Source organism: Sediminicoccus sp. KRV36 (genome assembly GCF_023243115.1).
GTDB lineage: Bacteria > Pseudomonadota > Alphaproteobacteria > Acetobacterales > Acetobacteraceae > Roseococcus.
The window spans coordinates 141519-161676 of sequence record NZ_CP085081.1 but is presented as its reverse complement, the minus strand read 5'-3'; the positions used below and the strand labels follow the sequence as shown (position 1 = coordinate 161676).

At 66.3% G+C, this 20158-nt stretch carries 11 protein-coding genes; 8 read left to right on the top strand and 3 right to left on the bottom strand.

The features are described from left to right. Positions 1-6 precede the first annotated feature (6 nt). Positions 7-6864: a VCBS domain-containing protein gene (locus LHU95_RS00705; protein ID WP_248709465.1), complete on the bottom strand. Its 6858-nt coding sequence runs from the start codon at positions 6862-6864 to the stop codon at positions 7-9. A gap of 829 nt (positions 6865-7693) precedes the next feature. Here LHU95_RS00705 and LHU95_RS00700 point away from each other — a divergent pair. Continuing rightward, positions 7694-10414 carry a PriCT-2 domain-containing protein gene (locus LHU95_RS00700; RefSeq protein ID WP_248709464.1) on the top strand — a complete coding sequence of 907 codons (2721 nt, stop codon included), beginning with the start codon at positions 7694-7696 and terminating at the stop codon, positions 10412-10414. 4 nt (positions 10415-10418) lie between these two features. Here the strand turns inward: LHU95_RS00700 and LHU95_RS00695 are convergent, their stop codons facing one another. Beyond that, entirely contained in the window at positions 10419-10751 is a 333-nt protein-coding gene (locus tag LHU95_RS00695; protein ID WP_248709463.1) for a hypothetical protein, read from the bottom strand. Between LHU95_RS00695 and LHU95_RS00690 the strand changes: the two genes are divergently transcribed. The 6 genes from LHU95_RS00690 (at position 10750) to LHU95_RS00665 (ending at position 17711) form a co-directional block, all read left to right on the top strand. Then, positions 10750-11583, top strand: coding sequence for a hypothetical protein (locus tag LHU95_RS00690; RefSeq protein ID WP_248709462.1), 834 nt, complete (start codon positions 10750-10752; stop codon positions 11581-11583). The two genes, LHU95_RS00695 and LHU95_RS00690, sit on opposite strands and share 2 nt — an antisense overlap. 378 nt (positions 11584-11961) lie before the next feature. Then, positions 11962-12528, top strand: a complete 567-nt coding sequence (locus tag LHU95_RS00685; protein ID WP_248707319.1) for a hypothetical protein — start codon at positions 11962-11964, stop codon at positions 12526-12528. Beyond that, entirely contained in the window at positions 12525-12878 is a 354-nt protein-coding gene (locus LHU95_RS00680) for a hypothetical protein (RefSeq protein WP_248707320.1), read from the top strand. The genes LHU95_RS00685 and LHU95_RS00680 overlap by 4 nt, the downstream gene beginning before the upstream one ends. Further along, positions 12878-14899, top strand: coding sequence for a phage tail protein (locus tag LHU95_RS00675; protein WP_248707321.1), 2022 nt, complete (start codon positions 12878-12880; stop codon positions 14897-14899). The genes LHU95_RS00680 and LHU95_RS00675 overlap by 1 nt, the downstream gene beginning before the upstream one ends. A gap of 12 nt (positions 14900-14911) precedes the next feature. Beyond that, a complete protein-coding gene (locus LHU95_RS00670) occupies positions 14912-16753 on the top strand; it encodes a glycoside hydrolase family 55 protein (RefSeq protein WP_248709461.1) in 1842 nt (613 codons plus the stop codon). 118 nt (positions 16754-16871) lie between these two features. Beyond that, positions 16872-17711, top strand: coding sequence for a cytochrome b/b6 domain-containing protein (locus tag LHU95_RS00665; RefSeq protein ID WP_248709460.1), 840 nt, complete (start codon positions 16872-16874; stop codon positions 17709-17711). An 11-nt stretch (positions 17712-17722) separates the two neighbouring features. Here LHU95_RS00665 and LHU95_RS00660 read toward each other — a convergent pair whose 3' ends face one another. After that, positions 17723-18196, bottom strand: coding sequence for a glutathione peroxidase (locus tag LHU95_RS00660; RefSeq protein ID WP_248711621.1), 474 nt, complete (start codon positions 18194-18196; stop codon positions 17723-17725). Positions 18197-18807: 611 nt separating this feature from the next. On the opposite strand from LHU95_RS00660, the gene LHU95_RS00655 reads away from it, so the two are divergent. Further along, positions 18808-20133: a BLUF domain-containing protein gene (locus tag LHU95_RS00655; protein ID WP_248709459.1), complete on the top strand. Its 1326-nt coding sequence runs from the start codon at positions 18808-18810 to the stop codon at positions 20131-20133. The last annotated feature ends 25 nt before the right edge of the window (positions 20134-20158 follow it).

The window sequence follows — 20158 nt, the reverse complement described above, 5'->3', positions numbered from 1 at the left end:
CCCGGGTCAGAAGAATACCAAGTCACTGGCTTGCAGGCTCGGCGTGCCTTGCAGTGTGGCCAGCAGGAGTTGCGGTGCCTGAGCGGTGCTGTCCAGCCACCAGAGATCGCCATCCGCCTCGTATTGGAAGCTGGCGGTGGGGCGGCTGGAGACGCTGAAGCTGGTCACGCCGCCGGAGGTGCCGGCCAGGGAAACAGTGCTGCCGCCCGCGATGTTGAAGGCCGCCGCGTTGAACAACAGCGTGTCATCGGCCGAGGTAAAATCGGCGATCTGGTCCGGGCCTTCGGTCATGATGTTGAAGACGAAGGCATCGGCACCGCTGCCGCCCGTCATCCAATCCCGGCCGAAGCCACCGATGAGCCGATCATCCCCGCCGCCGGCCAGCAGCGTGTCATTACCATTCCCGCCACTCAGCGTATCCGCGCCATTGCCGCCCGTGATGCTGTCATTACCGAAGAAGCCGGAGAGCGCGCCGGTTCCGGTGATGACCTGGCCCTGAATGCCATCGCCATCGGGCGGGTAGAGCGGCGTGAAGTTGGCCAGCGTGAAGTTGGCGGCGTTGGTGTTTTGGAGTGTGTAGACGGTGGTGTAGCTGTTGCCGCCGCCGTCGCGGTCAATCTGGAAGAGGGTATCACTGCCCGCGGTGAGCAGGCGCATGAAGCCCGCACCGAAGGGGTTGGCGCTGCCATCCCAGCCTTGCAGCCCGGCCAGGAAGTTGTTGAGCAGGATCACGTCGCCGCCGCTGCCGGCAGCGAAATCGGTGACGGTCGCGAGGTTTGTGCCGCCAGCCCAAACGTCATGGATACCCATCACGTCGCTGCCGCTGCCCAGCGTGACCAGGGCATTGGCGTTCGTGTTCGTCCAAAAAGTGAGGCTATCCGCGCCATTCCCCGCATTGACGGTGACGCCGGCCCTGTAACCCAGATACAGCAGCGTATCATCGCCGGCACCACCGTCGATCGTCTGGCTCGTCGCTTGGTAGGATGCGTAGATCAGGTCGTTGCCGTCGCCACCCAGAACGGTGATGGTCCCGCGGCCCTGATACGCGTCAATGGTGTCATTGCCGTCGCCGCCATCGCCGAGGCCGCTACTGCCGGACAAACTCAGATAATCAATACCAAGGCCGCCGTTGAGCGTATCGGTCCCCTGGCCAGCGAACAGCCGATCATCGCCATCACCGCCCTCCAGCACATCATTTCCGATGCCGCCCTCGAGGTAGTCATTTCCAGCATTGCCCTCGATCACATCATTGCCGGCCTCGCCGAAGATCTGGTCATCACCCTCACCACCGCGCATCAAATCCGCGCCAGGGTCGCCATACAGCGTGTCAGCACCACCAAGGCCGTCCACCGTATCCCCACCGAGGCCAGCCCGAAGAGTTTCGCTGGCGGGGGTCCCAGTGACGACGATCCCAACCGGGGCGGAACCGTCCGGGGAATAGCCTGGCGTGAAGTTGGCCAGCGTGAGGTTGGCGGCATTGGTGTTTTGGAGTGTGTAGATGGTGGCGTAGCTGTTGCCACCGCCATTCTGGTCAATCTGGAACAGTGTGTCGCTGCCCGAGGTCAGCAGGCGCATGAAGCCTGCGCCGAAGGGGTTGGCGCTGCCATCCCAGCCTTGCAGCCCGGCCAGGAAGTTGTTGAGCAGGATCACGTCGCCGCCGCTGCCGGCAGCGAAATCGGTGACGGTCGCGAGGTTTGTGCCGCCAGCCCAAACGTCATGGATACCCATCACGTCGCTGCCGCTGCCCAGCGTGACCAGGGCATTGGCGTTCGTGTTCGTCCAAAAAGTGAGGCTATCCGCGCCATTCCCCGCATTGACGGTGACGCCGGCCCTGTAACCCAGATACAGCAGCGTATCATCGCCGGCACCACCGTCGATCGTCTGGCTCGTCGCTTGGTAGGATGCGTAGATCAGGTCGTTGCCGTCGCCACCCAGAACGGTGATGGTCCCGCGGCCCTGATACGCGTCAATGGTGTCATTGCCGTCGCCGCCATCGCCGAGGCCGCTACTGCCGGACAAACTCAGATAATCAATACCAAGGCCGCCGTTGAGCGTATCGGTCCCCTGGCCAGCGAACAGCCGATCATCGCCATCACCGCCCTCCAGCACATCATTTCCGATGCCGCCCTCGAGGTAGTCATTTCCAGCATTGCCCTCGATCACATCATTGCCGGCCTCGCCGAAGATCTGGTCATCACCCTCACCACCGCGCATCAAATCCGCGCCAGGGTCGCCATACAGCGTGTCAGCACCACCAAGGCCGTCCACCGTATCCCCACCGAGGCCAGCCCGAAGAGTTTCGCTGGCGGGGGTCCCAGTGACGACGATCCCAACCGGGGCGGAACCGTCCGGGGAATAGCCTGGCGTGAAGTTGGCCAGCGTGAGGTTGGCGGCATTGGTGTTTTGGAGTGTGTAGATGGTGGCGTAGCTGTTGCCACCGCCATTCTGGTCAATCTGGAACAGTGTGTCGCTGCCCGAGGTCAGCAGGCGCATGAAGCCTGCGCCGAAGGGGTTGGCGCTGCCATCCCAGCCTTGCAGCCCGGCCAGGAAGTTGTTGAGCAGGATCACGTCGCCGCCGCTGCCGGCAGCGAAATCGGTGACGGTCGCGAGGTTTGTGCCGCCAGCCCAAACGTCATGGATACCCATCACGTCGCTGCCGCTGCCCAGCGTGACCAGGGCATTGGCGTTCGTGTTCGTCCAAAAAGTGAGGCTATCCGCGCCATTCCCCGCATTGACGGTGACGCCGGCCCTGTAACCCAGATACAGCAGCGTATCATCGCCGGCACCACCGTCGATCGTCTGGCTCGTCGCTTGGTAGGATGCGTAGATCAGGTCGTTGCCGTCGCCACCCAGAACGGTGATGGTCCCGCGGCCCTGATACGCGTCAATGGTGTCATTGCCGTCGCCGCCATCGCCGAGGCCGCTACTGCCGGACAAACTCAGATAATCAATACCAAGGCCGCCGTTGAGCGTATCGGTCCCCTGGCCAGCGAACAGCCGATCATCGCCATCACCGCCCTCCAGCACATCATTTCCGATGCCGCCCTCGAGGTAGTCATTTCCAGCATTGCCCTCGATCACATCATTGCCGGCCTCGCCGTAGATCTGGTCATCGCCCTCCCCACCGCGCATCAAATCCGCGCCAGGGTCGCCGTACAGCGTGTCAGCGCCACCAAGGCCGTCCACCAACTGCCCATTGATCGTGCCCCACAGCGTATCGCTCCCGGGCGAGCCGATCACCGGCGGCGCGTCCAGCACGGTCAGGTTGAAGGTGAGCGTGCTGCTCACCCCATCCGCCTCACTGCCGCGCAGCCGGATCTGATAGTTATCCGCCGCATCTGCCGGCGGTGTGCCGGTGAAGCTGCGCGTCGCGGCATCGAAGATGAGCCAGGCGGGCAGCGGGCTGCCGTCATTCAGCGTGGCGGAAAGCGTGATCGCACCTTCGCCATCGCTGTCCACGAACAGAGTGTCAGGGACGGTGAAGTTGAAGTTGGTCTGCACCTGGCCCGAAAGATTGGCGATGCTGCCATTGACCACGGGCGCGTCATTCACCCCGGTCACGGTCACCGTCACCTCGGCCGTCGTGGTCTGGCCATTGCCGTCGCGTAGCGTGTAGCGCGCGGTGCTTGTGGCGGTCTCGCCCGTCCAAAGCGCCTGGTAGCCGGCGACGCCCCGCGGGTCGAAGACCACCTGGTTGCCCAGCAGTGAGAAGCCACCAAAGCCGTTGACCAGCTCGATCCCTTCGAGCGTGAGCGCCAAGCCAGTGTCATTGGACAGGACATTCAGCGTCACCGCCGCGTCCTCATTGGTCGTCGCGGCGTCGTTGGCGCCAAGGATGCTGGCCGTCACATTGCCAAACGCGAAATCATCCAGCCCGAAATAGTCATTCGCGCTGAACTCCAACCGGTCAATGCTGGTGAAGCGCTGCCCCGGATATTGATCGCCGAAATCATAATGCGGCGCGGCGCCGTAGGGCACGGTGATGGTGACGGTCCCGACCAGCGCGCCGTCATCATAGGCGCGCGCCGTGATCGGCAGCGTGCTGCCAAAGGCCGCCGAGAAGAAGGCGCCGTAGAAGTCGAAATCCGCGCCATCCGCCCGGTTCACCGTCAGCGGCGAGCCGGCCGGCGCAGGATAGCCCGGCACCTCATTGCCCCGCGCCTCGCCAAAGAAGGCCAGTGTGGTGCCGGAGCTGGTCGTGTAGCCCAGCGCGCCATCCGGATTGTAGATGCCCGCCTGTCCGAAGGTGAAGCCGGCATAGCTGGTCAGCGGCCGCTCCCCGCCATCGCTCAGCGCGCCGCCGGGCACATCCTCGAAGCTGAGGATCACGGCGCTCGGCGGCGTCTCGTCGCGGTCGGTGAGTTGGATCGCCACATTGGCGGAGGTCTCGGCGCCGAGCGAATCCCGCGCGAAGACGGTCAGGTTCTGGGTGGCCCCCGCCTCGAAATTCAGCAGGGCGCCGTTGGCAACGGTGATCACGCCCGTGGTCGCATCAATGGCAAAGCGCCCCGTGGCATCCACTGCGGAAGCGACGCCCGCCACCTTGAAGCTGTAGCTCAGTGCCCCGCCATCGGGGTCGCTCGCCAGCATGGTGACGCCCGTAGCGCTGCCATTGGCCGCACCCTCCAGCACCGCATTGGCGGCGAGGTTGCTGTCAGCCAGGTTGGTGGGCGCGTCATTCACGCCGTTGATGGCCACGCTGATCACCCGGCTCGCCGTGCCATCCAGCGAGGTGACGGTCAGCGTGTCCTGCACCACCTGGCCCGCGGCCAGCGCCTGCACATTTGCCGCCGCATTGTTCAGCGCATAGCCCCAGGCGCCGGTGCTCGCATGGAAGGTAAAGCTGCCATAGACGCCGGTGAGCGAGCCTGGGGTCGCAAAGACCGCCTGGCCCGCATCCACATCGGTCACGCCCAGCATGCCCGAGGCGGTGAGCATGCCATCCTCGGTGACGGAGCCCGTGCTGTTGCCGGAAATGCTGGCCGCATCATTCGCGCCGGTTACGGCGATGGTGATGGTGCTGCTCGCCGTTCCATCCCGCGAGGTGACGGTCAGCGTGTCATTCACCAATTGGCCGGCCGTCAGCGCCTGAACCTGGGCGGAGGCATTGTTCAGGCGATAGCCCCAATCCCCCGTATTCGTGTTGAAGGTGAAGGTTCCGTATGTGCCGATCAGCGAGACCGGCGCGGCAAAGCGTGCCTCTCCCGTATCCACGTCACTGACGATCAGCCTGCCGCTGAGCCGCGCGGCCGAATCCTCGATGATGGCGCCAGTGTTGGTGCCGGAAATGGTGGCCGCGTCATTCACGCCGGTGATGCGCAGCGTCACCACCGCATCGCCCGTATCGCCGTCGGCATCCGTCACGCGATAGTTGAAGCGCAGCGTCGCGACCTGCCCGGCCGCCAGATATTCGAATGAGGTGCCGGTGTCGAAACTCAGCAACCCCGCATTGCTGAGCGAGAAGATGCCAGGGCTGGGCGGCGCGCCGACCAGCGCAACCGAGGCGATCAGGTCAGGCACGATGTCATTGGCGACCACGCTGCCACTGACGGCCGCACCTTCCGACAGGTTGAAGGTATCGGCACGGGCGGTCACGGCGTCATCCGCGGCGGTCAGGATCTGGCCCTCCACCGCGACGGAAAGCTCTTCGAATTCGGCGAAGTTCAGGCCGAACAGATTGCTGGTGACCACACCGCCAGCCCGCGCCGGTGGCGCCGCATTTTCGGCCACCAGCCGCGCCAGCTCGGTCTGGTTGGCGGCGTTGAACCATTCGGCCCGCGTGAAGGTGAAGCGAAGGGTATCGGTGCCCGCACCACCGCGCAGCATGTCCTGGCCCGGGGCGCCGTCATTGCGGCCCTGAAGCACGAAGTCGTTGCCGGCGCCGCCAAACACCTGGTCCTGGCCACGGCCGCCCAGCAGCGTGTCATTCCCGTCATCGCCACTCAGCATATCCGCGCCATCACCCGCGGTCAGGCTGTCCTGGCCGAGGCCGCCATAGGCGTAGTTGTTGCCGCCGCCGGCGTTGATGGTGTCGTTGCCGGCATCGCCGGTCACCTGGTCGTTGCCGTCACCCATGGTGATTCGGTCATTGCCCTGGCCGCCATAGGCCCAGTTGTTGCCGCCTTCATCCAGGATGGTGTCGTCGCCATCCTCGCCATAGATCATGTCCCCGCCGGTGCCGGCGCGGATGCTGTCATGGCCCAGGCCGCCATAGACCCAATTGTTGCCGCCGCCGGCGTTGATCGTGTCGTTGCCGGCATCGCCCCAGATCATGTCGCCGGTATCACCGGCGGTGATGCTGTCGTGGCCATCGCCGCCATAGACCCAGTTGTTGCCGCCGCCGGCATGGATCGTGTCGTTGCCGGCGTCGCCCCAGATCATGTCGCCGTCATCACCGGCGGTGATGCTGTCGTGACCATCGCCGCCATAGACCCAGTTGTTGCCGCCGCCGGCATGGATCGTGTCGTTGCCGGCGTCGCCCCAGATCATGTCGCCGTCATCACCGGCGGTGACGCGATCATTGCCCTCGCCCGCGCGGATTCGATTATTGCCGGAACCGCCGTTCAGAACATCGGCGCCCATGCCACCGTCCAGGCTGTCATTGCCGTCGCCACCATCGAGGGTGTCGTTCCCATCGCTGCCATCTAGCGTGTCATTGCCGTCGCCGCCGACCAGGCTGTCATTTCCCAACCGCCCGAAGAGTGCGTCGTTTCCGGCCTCGCCAAAGGCCTGGTCATGGCCGGTGGAGCCTTCGAAAACGTCGTTACCGTCACCCAGCAGAGAACGGGCGAAATCGCCCAAGGGGAGGCCGGACGCATTGATGCTGTCGGAGAATGCGGTTCCGTTCAGAATGCGGCGGGCCATCTAACGTCTCCGTAACGGTTCGAGGGCATATATTCGGTCCGCCGGACATCGGAGTCCAGAAACTACCGATTGATGGCATGTATTATTTTATGCTACTCATGGTTGTGATACAAAAATAATGAGACAATGCGATGCCTGCACCTGCACTGCCGAAAGGGGCGGCGCCCCTGCCCTTCGGATCTTGGAGGCATGAGCCGGAGGATCGCCCAACCCTGGACCATGGATAACTCTCATGGTGACTTAGCGGTCCGCCACGGGCCGCGCTGGGCTATTTCGCGTGATATCTGAAGGGAGATCAGCGGCCTTAAAACCGCGCAAATCCTAAAATTCACGCTTCATAAGGACGACAAAAACATTCCTTGGCAGTTTTCTTTGGCGCATTTCTTCTGCCTTGCGGGATCTTCTCAATTTAACATTTATGTTATCTTGCGCCACTCACGCTTGTCCGCAGAGGCCTGTCTTTCGGCATAGCCCCCCGCAGCACGGCTATCCTGCCCTGGCTCATCTCATGCCGAGACGGCTCTCGCGGCCGCGTGCTTTTGCGGAAGCCGGACCGCTTCGATCCTCCGCTCAGCCGCCAGGGCTGCCGGCGGCAGGGGAGCGAGGGCGAGATGGGTTCGAAAGCCGGCCTCGGGCCGAGGGGAAGCCTTGGGAAAGCAAGCCGCGAGTGCCCGCACCTCGACATCGGGCGCGGTTTCCAGATGTGCGATTTCGAGTGCCTCTTCGCTGACCTTGTTCAGCCACTTGAGGAGCTGCTCGGACTGCGCCCATCGACATCGACATCCTGGACGGCACGCTGGCGATCCAGATCGCGGATCTGGCCACGTCCATGCTGGGCGACACGCCCTGCTTGCGCATCGGCCGCGCGCCGAAGCGGCTGCTGGTCTATCGCGCCGTCACGCCCTTCGCTGGCCGCAAGCGCCATCCCCTCGAGCTGCTGGCGCGCGGCCAGCAATTCGTCGCCTATGCCGTGCACCCCGATACCGGCCGTCCCTATGAATGGCCCGAGGAGAGCCTGCTCGACGTCCCGGTGGCAAAGCTGCCGGCGGTGGATGAGGCAGCCAGCAATGCGTTCCTCGACGCCGCATGGGCGCTCCTGCCGGATGAGTTGCGGCAGTCCTCCCTGCTGTCCGATGCGCCCACCAGCGCCTGGCACGGGCCGTCAGATCCCCGCGGCACGCTGCAGGCCGTCACCGACGCGCTGGAGTTCCTACCGAACGAGGATCTGATCTGGGACGACTGGTTCCGTATCGGCATGTCCATGAAGGCGGCTCTGGGCGACGAGGGCCGTGACCTCTGGCTCGCCTGGTCCAAGGGGGCCAGCAAATCTGGCCGCAGTGGCAAGTCCGATACCGCAGAGCGGTTCTGGGCCTCCGCCCGGCCTCACAGCATCGGCGCGGGCACGATCTACTGGCTGGCCGAGAAGCGCGGCTGGATCCCGCCACCTGAGGTCACGCTGAACGGCGACGCCGCCGATCGTGCCGCTGAATCCCATCCCGCCGCGGGCATGCTAGCAAAGATCGCGTTAGCGGCACCCGCCGTGCCGCCACCGAAGCCCTATCGCGTTCCGTCCGAGCTGCTGAAGGTGGACGGCGCGTTGCGGCTGTTCATGGACTACGCCACCGCCAGCGCCGTCAGCCCGCAGCCGTTCCTCTCGCTGGGCGCTGCCATCTGCCTGGTAGGCGCTATCGCTGGGCGCCGGTATCGCACGCCGACCGACCTGCGCAGCAACGTCTACGCCATCGGCATTGCCGACAGCGGCGGCGGGAAGGACCATGCCCGGCGATGCGCGAAGCGCGCGATCTACGCCGCAGGCCTCGACCGCTACCTGGGTGGGGAGGATCTCGCCTCGTCGGCCGGCCTGCTCACGTCGCTGCAGCGCCACCCGGCACGGCTGTTCCAGGTCGATGAATTCGGCCAGTTCCTGAAGCTGGTCCTGAATGTCCGTGCCCCGGCCCATAAGGCGGCCATCTGGTCGGAGCTGACCAAGCTCTACACCTCGGCCGCCGAGCCATACATCGGCGCAGAATACGCCGACCAGAAGGCGCGGCCGCGCGTCACCATCGAGCAGCCCTGCGCCTGCATCTGGGGCGTTACCGTGCCGGGCCCGTTCTGGTCGGCGCTGGAGGGTGGCGCCCTGGCGGACGGCTCCATCGCGCGCTTCCTGGTGTTCCTGACCGACGACGACTACCCGGAGCGTAACGAGACACCTGCCGCCATGGATCCGCCGACCGATCTGGTAGCGGCCCTGCAGGGGATCGCTCGGGGTGTGCCCGGCCACAGCCATGGCGGGAACATCGCCGACGCCATGGAATCCTCGGCGCCAATCCATGCCTATACCGTGCCGCTCAGCCCTGCTGCCAACGCGGCCATGGCCCGCGTTCGTCGCGAGGCTACCGATCTGCTGCGCTCCCATCGCGGCACACACGCCACTGCCCTGTTCGGCCGTTACGCCGAGAACACCGCCAAGCTGGCGATGATCGCCGCGGTCAGTCGTGCCCCCGCCCGGCCGATCACGGAGGCGGCGGACGTCACCTGGGCATCGGCGCTGGTCGAGCACTGCGTCGGCACGCTGCTGCGCGAAGCAGAGCGTCTCGTCTCGGACAACAACACCGAGGCGAACCACAAACGCGTCCTGGAGATCATTCGCACCGCTGGCGAGATCAGTCGGAACGCCCTGGTCCGCAAGACCCAGTTCCTGTCGAAGCGCGAGCGTGAGGAGATCTTCGACGCGCTGGTCGAGGCCGAACTGGTGTCGCGCTGCGGGTGCTCTCGGCGCAGATCGTGCGCCAGGCGAGTGCCGCCACGCTCGACGCCATCCGCCGCGGCGGCAGCGCCACCTCCATCGTGCGGGGATAGGCAGATGACGGAATACGCCTGGCCCACCGTGCTGCGCCCAAGCCGCCTCAGCTTCTATCTCCAGCACAACACCCTGCGCTTTGTCTCGCCCGTCACCCGCGCCACGCAGGTGTTGCGGCGCGAGGGCGCCCGCTGGGTGGCGGAGGCGAGCTTCGAGCCGCTGGGGCGCGTGCAGGCCGGCGTGATGGATGGGCTGCTCGCGGCGCTGGCCGGCTCGGCCAACACCGTCCGCATCTGGGACTGGCGGCGCGAATATCGCACCGGCGATCCACGCAGCCAGGGCGATGTGCCGACCGGACCCTATTCCTTCTCGGACGCCACGATCTTCACGGACGGGACCGGGCTGGTGGTGGGATCCGGCAATCCCTCGCTCGCGGCGGGTGCGCCACGCGGGGCGCTGTCCATCGTCACGCAGGGTTGGTGGCCCAGCACGGTCGTGGTCGGCGCCGGCGACTATATCGGCCTCGGCGGACGCCTCTACATCGCCACCGCCGCGGTCGCCGCCTCCGGGGCCGGCACCGCCACCATCGCCATCGCCCCGCCGCTGCGCGCCGCGGTGGTGGTGGGCGAGCCGCTGATCCTGTCGCTGCCGAGCGTGCCGATGCGGCTGGTGTCGGATGACGAGGCCGCCAACCCGACGCGGCCGGGTCCCTTCGCCGCCGTCACCATCCGTATGGAGGAGGCTTTATAGGCGATCAGCCTCTCGCTTTGGGGAGTGACGGCCTCTGAAACCAGCACAGGTCGAGAAACGTGACGTCATGATCCAGCGCTTCCCATTCTTGGCGCAGCCGCCGCAAAACGGCGGCTTTGCCGTGTTCAGGCCATGGCGCGCTTGGCGGATCGGAATAGGGGCTGGACACGGGGATGAAGCCCTGGTCGAGCATCAGGCCGACGAAGTGCAGCATGCGCTCGGTGTCGTCATTGCCGGGGGGAATTTCGGTGAGGCCCCTCAACGCGTCGAGAACACTCGGAAAAGTCACGTCATCGACCTTGGCATACTCCCAAAAGTCCGAAATTTCGTCCTTCATGGTGGGCATTCTGGCATCCTCAAAAATGGAGTTTCGTAACGGCGGTAAAGCCGGGAATGTTGATGTCGATCGAAGGGCTGCCGCTCGACGTCAATGGCCGATAGCCGATGATCGTACCGTCATCGAGGCGGTACATCCGCCCGAGATGCCCCGGCGGGGTGATGTCAACTGCGCCCCGGCCTTGTGTCAGTCGCCCAAGCATTGCCTCGGCTCCCGCCTGCCCTCCCGGAAGGGTTCGAATATTGGCTCTCGCACGGCCCTGTTGCGATCCAATCGGCTGTCCTCCAGGCGCAACCATATCCACGAGTTCCTGGCTGCGCCGGGATACGGCGGGAGCCTGTGGCGCAGGCGTTTGGCTGGGACGACCAGATGGCCGATAGCCACCGCCGCCTCCGCCTCCGCCTTCTGGGATGACTCCTCGGCGACCACCGACCACCCCGTCTTCTGGCCGTCGAGCCATTGCGGGCACGACAAGAGCGTCGTCCAAAAGATTTCGACGACGAAGCTGCATGCCGCGAAAGCCAACATCCACGGGGCGCGGCGCTTCAACTTGGCCGCCGCGCGCTGGCTGACCCGTCAGATCGTCTATGCCGCCTTCACCGCCGGACGCGGGAGCACCGCGAGTATGGGCTGCGACGGGCTGGCCGTTGCGGATATAGGCCCGGACATGAACGACACCGCCGCTTGGCCGAGCGTCGCTGCCGTACATGGCCTGAAAGCCGTCGTTGACCCAGGCCCGCCACGCATCACGCTCGGGGTGGCCTGCCCGCCAGTACCTTTCATCCGATACGGCAGCACGGAGGCCGGCAGCGTCGATGGGCACCTTTTCTGACATGCGCACAGATCTCCGCTGTCGAGAGACGCGCTCGCGCCTCTCGGTCTGATGGAACAGGAATGAATGCAGTGAAGCACCGCGCCATTCAGCGCGGCGTGGTCAGCGCAATTGGAATGCTGACGGACGCCGTCGAAGGGTCCTGGTGGCCCTTGGCAGCCTGCCTGAGGCGTCCAGTTTTGCGACGACGCCATCGAACTGGCTGGCACGCCGCCGGCGATTAAGCGCACACCAAATCACCGAGGGAAGGCCCTCGATGGCGCAGCGCTTTGGACGAATTTCGGGTGACGACAACACCCCTATCGCACAACCGAGCAAACTTTACAAGACAATTATCCTATCGCACTTCAACCCAGCGCATCCGACGGAGTCTCTTTGATGTCCGGCACCCCGCGCCTCAGCAACCAGGCCGCGGCGGCCGCCACGGCGCCGATCGCCACGCCGGTCGTCCTGGTGGAGCTCGACTTCGCCACCGGTCCCTTTCGCGTCTGGACCGGGCTCGGGCCGCTCGACTGGGCCGGGAAGGTGTTCGAGGGCGCCGGCAGCATTGGCGCCATCTCGGATGTGGAGGAGACGGTGGAGCTGCGCGCCGTGCGGCTCACCCTCGCGCTGTCGCCCGTGCCGCAGGAGGTGGTGGACATCGCACTGGCCGAGCGCAGCTACCGGCTGCGGCCGGTCACGCTGTGGGGCGCGCTGCTGGATGCCCAAGGGTCATTCGTGGCGGACCCGTTTCCGCTCTGGGCGGGTCTGATGGACACGATGGAGGTGACGGACGGCGCCGAGCCCTCCGTGGCGCTGGCCTGCGAGAGCCGGCTGGTGGACCTCGAGCGGGCCGAGGTGCGGCGCTACACGGATGCTGACCAGCAGGCCGAGTATCCGGGCGATCGGTTCTTCGAGTTCGTGCCGGCGCTCCAGGAGGCGGAGATCCGGCTGCCGATCCAGTGACCCGGCTGCCCGATTGGCCGGAACGGCTCGCGGCCCTGATCACCGCCGCCGAGCATCGGCCCTTCGACGCGACGCGCTGGAACTGCGGGCGCTTCGCCATGGCCGCGGTGGTGGCATGCACGGGCTACCGGCCCTTGTGGCAGCACCGCCCGACCCTCGCCGCGATGGCGGACACCGCAGGCTTCCCGCGCGTGCCGGTGCCCTTCGCCCGAGCCGGCGACGTGGTGCTGGCCACCGACCCGGATCGCCTCGGCGTGGTCCTGGATGCCGGTCGCGCCGCCTTCGTCGGGCCCGCGGGCCTGCTCCGCCTCCACATCACCGCCTGCACCATCGCCTGGAGGGTTGGCTGATGCCCGTCGCCATCCCCTTCATCGCCGCCGCGGCGGGAGCCGCCGCCTCGGCCGTCATTGGTGGCGGCGTCCTGGGCGCCGTGGCGGCCGCCGGCGCCGCCCTGGTGGTCTCCGCCGTAGGGGCCGCGGTCTTCCGCCCCAAGTCGCCCTCCGCCGCCCGCAGCGCCAACGTCACGCCAGGGACCGACACTGGGCCGGGCTCCGGCTTCGATCCGCGCACGCCAGGCGCCGGCCGCACCCAGTCCTTCCGCCAGCCCATCACCGAGCACCAGATCGTCTTTGGCCGCTGCCGCACCTCGGGCCCCGTCGTGTTCCTGCATTCCGCCACCGATGACGAGGGCCGCGCCGACGGCTTCCTGCATGTCGTCGTGGTGCTGGCGGCGCATCGCGTGCGCGCCATAGGCGAGGTCTTCCTCAACGGCACCGCCTCCACCGACGCGAAGTTCGCCGGCCTGCTGCGCATCGACCGCGCGCTGGGCGATCCCGGCCAGGCCGCCAACGCCAACCTCGTCGCGGACACAGGGGGCCAATGGACCGCCGCCCATCGTGGTCAGGGTCGGGCCTACCTCGCCGTGCGCCTCAAGCTGCGGCCCGAGGCCTTCCCCTCCGGCGCGCCCAGCCTGTCCGCCATCGTCGAGGGCGCCGACACCATCCTCGATCCGCGCACCGGCATCACCGGCTGGTCCGACAATCCCGCGCTCTGCCTGGCCTGGTATCTGACCTCGCCCTTCGGGTGGCGCGCGGCCTGGGCCGATATCGACCTGCCGGCGCTCATGGCCGCGGCCAATATCTGCGACGAGATCATGGGCCGCCGCGATGGCACCGCAGAGCGGCGCTACACCGTCAACGGCGCTGTCACTCTGGGTGAGGGCAAGATCGCCATCACCCGCAAGCTGGTCGCCGCCATGGCCGGCGCGCTCGTGGTGTCGGGCGGGCGCTTCTACATCCATGCGGGTGCGCCAGCGCTGCCGGCTGCGACGCTCACCTCCGACGATCTGCGCGGCGACGTCACCATCGTCGGCTCGCGTCCGCGACGCGATCTCTTCAACGGGGTGCGTGCCGTCTATGTCGAGCCGGCCGCCGCTTGGCAGCCGACCGATGCGCCGCCGCTGCTGGCCAGCAACTACGTCACCGAGGATGGCGGCGAGGCGATCTACCGGGACATGGAGTTCCCACTCACCACCTCGGCGGCGACCGTCCAGCGCCTGATGAAAATCGAGCTCGAGCGCAACCGCCGCCAGCGCGAGGTGGCGATGCAGGCGAACCTCGCGGCGCTGCGGCTGCGGCCCTGGGATGGGGTCACCGTGGCGCTGGAGCGCCTCACGCCGTTCCCGGCCCGCGTGACGGGCTGGGCGCTGGCGCCGGATGGCGGGGTGAACCTGCAACTGGCCGAGGAGGATCCCGCCGTCTGGGCGTGGAACCCGGCAGTCGACGAACGGGCGACAGGCCAGAACCCATCCGTGGTGCTGCCCAACCCGGGCGTGATCGCGGCGCCGGCTGCCATCCTGGTCGAGACGCCGGTGGCGGCGAGCTTCACCGCGATCGCGGTGTCCTGGTCGGCGGTGGGCTCGGCCTATCTCGCCGGCTACGAGATCGAGTTCCGCCCCACCTCGGTCGCCGTGTGGCAGGGCTATGCCGGTGGCTTCGGTGCCACCGCCGTCGCCATTCCCACTGCTGAGCCGACTGCCTTTCGGGTGCAGGCGCAGGCGCGCAGCGGCGCGGTGTCAGGCTGGCGCGAGGCGCTGGTCCCGGCCGCAGCGTCAGGTCTGGCGGCAACGGGCATCGCCGGCGGCGTGCGGCTGTCGGGCGGCTTTCCCGCGGACGGGGTGCGGCTCCAGGTGTTCGAGGCCAGCAGCTCCAGCCTTGCCGCCGCGACCAAGCTGGCCAGCGAGCCGAGCGCGCTGCCCTGGGACCGCACTGGCCTCACCACCGGCCAGACCCGCTGGTACTGGCTGCGCAGCGTCTCGGCCGAAGGCAACGTCTCCGCCTTCGCCGGCCCGGTCACCGCCACCGCCCTCTGATCGGAGAACGCCATGCCGGCGCGCATCGACGACCTGCTGGTCCTCAACGCCAACCTCAACAAGACCGACTTCGCGAAGTACCTGCGCGACCGCGAGGCGGTGCTGCCCAATGACTTCGGCGGGCTCGGTGATGGCGTGGCCGATGATCGCACCGCCATCCAGGCGGCCTTTGATCGGGCAGGCGCGGACCAGAAATTCGCCATGATCCCGCCAGGCACCTGGAACGTCTCCGGCACCGTCACGCTGCCGGGCGGGGCGCGCGGCCTGATCATGCAGGGCACCATCCGCTACACCGGCACCGCGCCCACCTCCGTGCTGGTGCTGGGCGATGGCGGGACCATCCGCAACGCCGAGAAGCTCTACACCGGGCTGAACGTCATTCGGCAGACGATCTCCGACTGGTCCTCCGAGGCCGATATCGGCATCACCGTGCGCAACGTCGATGCCAGCCAGATTGAGTTGCGGCGGGTGGAAGGCTTCACCATCGGCATGCGCACGCTGGGCGATGGCCGCGGCATGGAGGACAGCACCTTCACGCTGGGCCGCATCGTCAACAACCGCATCGGCCTCGACATCTGGTGCGCCACTGCCACCGCCTGGAACACTTCGATCCGCTACTACGGTGGGCACTTCGCCCAGGCGACGGGGGTGAATGCCACGCAGGACCGCTTCGGCGTGCGCTTCGGGAATGAGGCCGGCGCCTACACCAACCACAACCGCCACGTCTTTGACGCGCCGAACTTCGAACTGCGCCAGGCCGGCAGCAACATCGCCATCCCCTTCCTGAACCAGACCTCGGGCAGCGCCATCATCGCCCGCAATATGCGCATGGAGGCCTGCTCGCCGCTGGCGGCGCGACACACCGCCGGGGCTCAGGATTGCGAATACGACATCGCCTGGACCAACACCTACCTGGTCGGCATCGACTACACGGCCACAGCGAACCGCTGCGGCAATGCGGTAATCAACCGGCACCGCGCGCCGGCGTCGCGGTTCCAGCGCTTTCTCGCCGGCGTGCCGAACACCCGCGCCGCGGCGTTCCGGCAGTCGGCGACCGAGGTGGGCGTCGAGGGGCTGATCACTATCGCCACCTCCACCACCACTGCGACCTTCATGGCGGATTTCTGCTTCAACGGGCTGACCGACCTGACGCCGACCGATCGCGCGGTGACGCTGGCGGCGAACCGTGGGCTGGGGTGGATGCTGGATACCTCCCAGGCGAAGGAATTCGCTCTGGCGCATTGGCTGACGAGCGGCGCCTCGGGCGGGCGGTTGTTCGTGCGCGTGTTCGATGGCGCAGGGAACGTGCGGGAGGACATCGCGGGCGATGTGCTGGCCTCCATCACCACCATGCAATGGAACGGGCCGGCCAAGGGGTGGAATGCCGGCGCACCGATGGATGATGCGAACTTCAATCGGCGGCAGACCATCCGCGTCGGCGCGTCCGTGGCCTATGCCCAGGTCGGCGTGATTGGCTTCGACGGGGCGATCGACCTGCAATCGCTGCGGCTCTACGGGCTGCCAGAAGCCGCGCCTGCCGTACTGAACGGCACGCCGTTGCTTACGGGAGCGCTGTTTGGCTCAGGGCGGCGCGAGTTCGCGACGGAGGTGTCCTGGGACCTGCCGAGCCTGGCGCCGGGGGCGACCGCGCTGCTCGACGTCACGGTGAACGGGGCGCGGGCCGGCGACCTGGCGGCGGCGTCGCTGGTCTCTTCGACTCGTTTTATTGAGCTCGATGCGGCGGTGTGGTCGAACAACACGGTGCGGGTGATGGCGCGGAACATCTCCGCGGCGACGTTCGATCTGGCCGCGGCGACGCTGTCGGTGGGGGTGGTGAAGCGGCGTATACCGTGAAGGTGGACAAGATCACGAAGTCGATGATCGCCAGCCATCTCCGGTCCCCACGCACCGTTGCGCATGTCGAACGCAACCACAACTGTGCGATCAACCGATTGGCCGAAGGACACTTCGCGTGACAGAGTTCTATCTCATACTGGCCGTGTTCCTGGCATTCACCCTCAACCAGTCCAGTCGGATTCTTCGCGCGCTCGGCACGCTGACGGCGGCGCTGGCCCTGGTCATGATCTCCTGGTCGATCATCCTGGCCAATCTCGATGGCACCTTCGCCGCCATTCCCGTGGGTGCCAGGCTCGCCGATCGTATCAAGCCCTTCGTCCTGAACACCCAGGCTGCGATCGCCGCGGCCGCGGCGCTCTTCCTGCTTTGGGCGGTCTGGGCGCAGGCCACGCGGCGCGTCGGTGAACCTTTGCCGCTGCGCAACACGCTGTCGGCCTTCGGGCGGGCCTCACGCTATGCGCACTGGGTGATCGGCACGCTGATCCTGGTCCTGCTGCCGATGGGGCTGTTCACCTCGGTGCTGGCGGCGGACCATCCGGAGCGAGGCGCCTTCCTGGCGATGCACCAAACGCTTGGCCTGACGGTGCTGCTGCTGGTCGTGCTGCGCGTACTCTGGCTGGGGCAGAGCCCGGCACCGCCGATGCAGGCCGATGCAAGCCCAATGCAGCGCCAATTGGCCGGGGCGACGCATATCGGCCTCTACGGGCTGATGCTGGGCTTTCCCATCACCGGCATTCTGCTCACGGCCTGGCGCGGCGATGCAATGGACGTCTATGGATGGTCGGTCACCGGCCTGCTGACACCTGATCCGCAATTCGCCGCGGCCGTGGGTGTGCTGCACAATCTGGTGCTGCCAGCAGTGTTCTACGTAGCACTTTTCGCGCATCTCGGCGCCGTGACGAAGCACCATTTCATCGAGCGCCGGCCGCAGGACATCAGGCGTATGCTGCGGTAATCGCCCTGGCACTACAACAGCGCGGCGACGTCCCGCGACAACCCTTCAGGCTTCGTCGTCGGCGCGAAGCGGGCGCGAACCAACCCTGTCTTGTCCACGAGGAACTTGGTGAAGTTCCACTTGATGCCGCTGCCGATCAGCCCGCCCTTCTGCTGCTTCAGCCAGACATAGAGCGGATGCGCGTCAGGCCCATTCACATCGATCTTGCCGAAGAGCGGAAACGTCACGCCGAAGCTCCGGTCGCAAAAATTGGCGATCTCCTGGTCCGAGCCTAGCTCCTGACGGCCGAACTGATCGCAGGGGAAGGCCAGCACGGAAAAGCCGCGCGGCGCGTATTCCTCGTGCAGCGCCTGCAGCCCCTTGTATTGCGGCGTGAAGCCGCATTTCGAAGCGACATTGACGATGAGCAGCGCCTGGCCGCGATAGGTAGCAAGGCTCTGTTCCTCGCCCGTGCCGAGCTTCGCCGTGAATTCATACAGCGCCATTCGGCACTCGCTTCTGTGCTGGTCGCGCGCGCTCGCCAGCAAATGGTCGAAGGCGCCGTATACCGTGCGTGCATCGAAATTGAGCAGGAGACTATACGGCAGGCGGCCGGCCAGCGGAAGCCTGGCGAAGAGCGCCCGATCCTCGCCCAGCGCGCGATGGCGGATCAACAGCTTCGGGAGGTTGGTGACGCTGGGCTCGCAAATACATCCCGGCTGGCTTTTGTAGGCGGCCAATTGATCACCTCGATGCCCGATCGTTCCCTCACCGCTCACGCCGATCCCGCTCGCAGGACACCCAAATGTCAATTGCACTTGACAGGCAATTCGCCGGATTAAATGATCTAACCGCTGTAGGTGTTCATACGCCCTTGCCCGTGAAACGGGCGGGGGGGGGGCAACGTCCGTTACCAACTGCGATCCACCATGTGCATCGGGATTTCACGATGCCGGACACATAGGACGCAGGCTGAGCAGGGACGCACGCTTTACCATGGCGAGAGTTGCCGAGCGGCTGCTCAGGCAGGCGTCAGCGTCGCTCCACACATCGTGGTGGCTTTGCGTCGACACCGCGCCTGCCCAACTCGGATGCGGTAGGCGAAGGGCCAAAGACGATGCTGAGCGAGTCACGCGCGACGATCAATGCCATGGCAGGTCACGCAGCTTCTTCTGCTGAGCTTTCCACCGTCGTCTACCGCAGTAAGGCCGTGAAGCCGCTCTCCGACCATGACCTGAAAGCGCTTCTGCGCACGGCGCAGGCGCGCAACCAGCGGGAAGCAATCACCGGGGTCGTACTCTACGACAACAGCCAGTTCTTTCAGTGGCTGGAAGGACCTCCCGCCGGGGTCGAACGGGTGATGGACTCGATCCTCAACGATCGCCGTCATTGTGATCTCGAGATTCTGACCAAGACCATTGCGCCGGAGCGTCGTTTCGACGGCTGGGACATGAAGCTCGCCGCGCCGGGGGCCAGCGCCACGTCGCTCGGAAGCGAGGCGCTCGAACCGCCGCGCGACGTCATCGACGGCTTGCGCCGCCAGCCGGCCGCAGCCCCCAGCCTTCTCGTCAAGCTGGTACCCTTGCTGCCGGCTGAGAGCGAGAATCCATTGGCGGCATCGCTGGCCGGTCGGGAGCTCGGCAATTCGGCGGCGGCGATTCTGAAGACTATGATCCTTGATGCGGTGATCCCGAGCCTGCTCGATGTCCGCGGTCTCTCGCCAGACAGGATCGGAGCGCCGCGGACCAACCCCCGTGCATCCGAACTCGCCGAACTCCTGATCGCGTCGGATCAGTCAGCATCCCTCGATCTGATCCGTGAGTTGCGAGGAACGCACGGCAATGTCGAACAGCTCTTTGCGCCGTTGTTCGAGCCGGCTGCGCGAAGCCTCGGTGACCTGTGGGGTGAAGACGTCTGCAGCGAGTTCGACGTCACCCTGGGGCTTTGCCGCCTGCAGACCGCTGCTCGCCTCCTCGGAGCCGATTCGGTTCGGCCTACTCTGCGCGTCGCGCAGCCCACCGTCCTGATCGCTCCCGCCCCCGGTGAGCTGCATCAATTGGTCGCCGGCCTGGACAGCGAATGGCTCTGGCGTGCCGGTTGGTCGCCGCGATCCGAGTTTCCTGCATCCGAGCGCGACCTCGGGGACATGTTATCGTCAAACTGGATCGACATCCTGGATCTGTCCCTGAGTGCCGCCTTTCGCCGAGAGGACTCCCTGCCGCGGCTCGCCGGCACAATTGCCGGCGCCCGGCGCGCGTCCCGCAACCCGACGCTCGTTGTGGTCGTCGGGGGCCGGGCATTCGTAGAGGACTGTACAGACGGACCCGACGTTGGTGCCGACTTGTCCAGCAGCACGACACGCGACATTGACCGGCGGATGCTGGCAAGCATCCATTCAGATCGGGTTGCGTCCCCCGGCAGTCGTGCCGGACGATCGCGATGAGAGAGCCGGAGCGCTGTGGGGGCCT

Bases quoted from the DNA above. Each gene is read 5' to 3' on its own strand.
- LHU95_RS00705 (WP_248709465.1), bottom strand. From the start codon at position 6,864: ATGGCCCGCCGCATTCTGAACGGAACCGCATTCTCCGACAGCATCAAT.
- LHU95_RS00700 (WP_248709464.1), top strand. From the start codon at position 7,694: ATGCTGGGCGACACGCCCTGCTTGCGCATCGGCCGCGCGCCGAAGCGG.
- LHU95_RS00690 (WP_248709462.1), top strand. From the start codon at position 10,750: ATGGTGGGCATTCTGGCATCCTCAAAAATGGAGTTTCGTAACGGCGGT.
- LHU95_RS00695 (WP_248709463.1), bottom strand. From the start codon at position 10,751: ATGAAGGACGAAATTTCGGACTTTTGGGAGTATGCCAAGGTCGATGAC.
- LHU95_RS00685 (WP_248707319.1), top strand. From the start codon at position 11,962: ATGTCCGGCACCCCGCGCCTCAGCAACCAGGCCGCGGCGGCCGCCACG.
- LHU95_RS00675 (WP_248707321.1), top strand. From the start codon at position 12,878: ATGCCCGTCGCCATCCCCTTCATCGCCGCCGCGGCGGGAGCCGCCGCC.
- LHU95_RS00670 (WP_248709461.1), top strand. From the start codon at position 14,912: ATGCCGGCGCGCATCGACGACCTGCTGGTCCTCAACGCCAACCTCAAC.
- LHU95_RS00660 (WP_248711621.1), bottom strand. From the start codon at position 18,196: ATGGCGCTGTATGAATTCACGGCGAAGCTCGGCACGGGCGAGGAACAG.
- LHU95_RS00655 (WP_248709459.1), top strand. From the start codon at position 18,808: ATGCTGAGCGAGTCACGCGCGACGATCAATGCCATGGCAGGTCACGCA.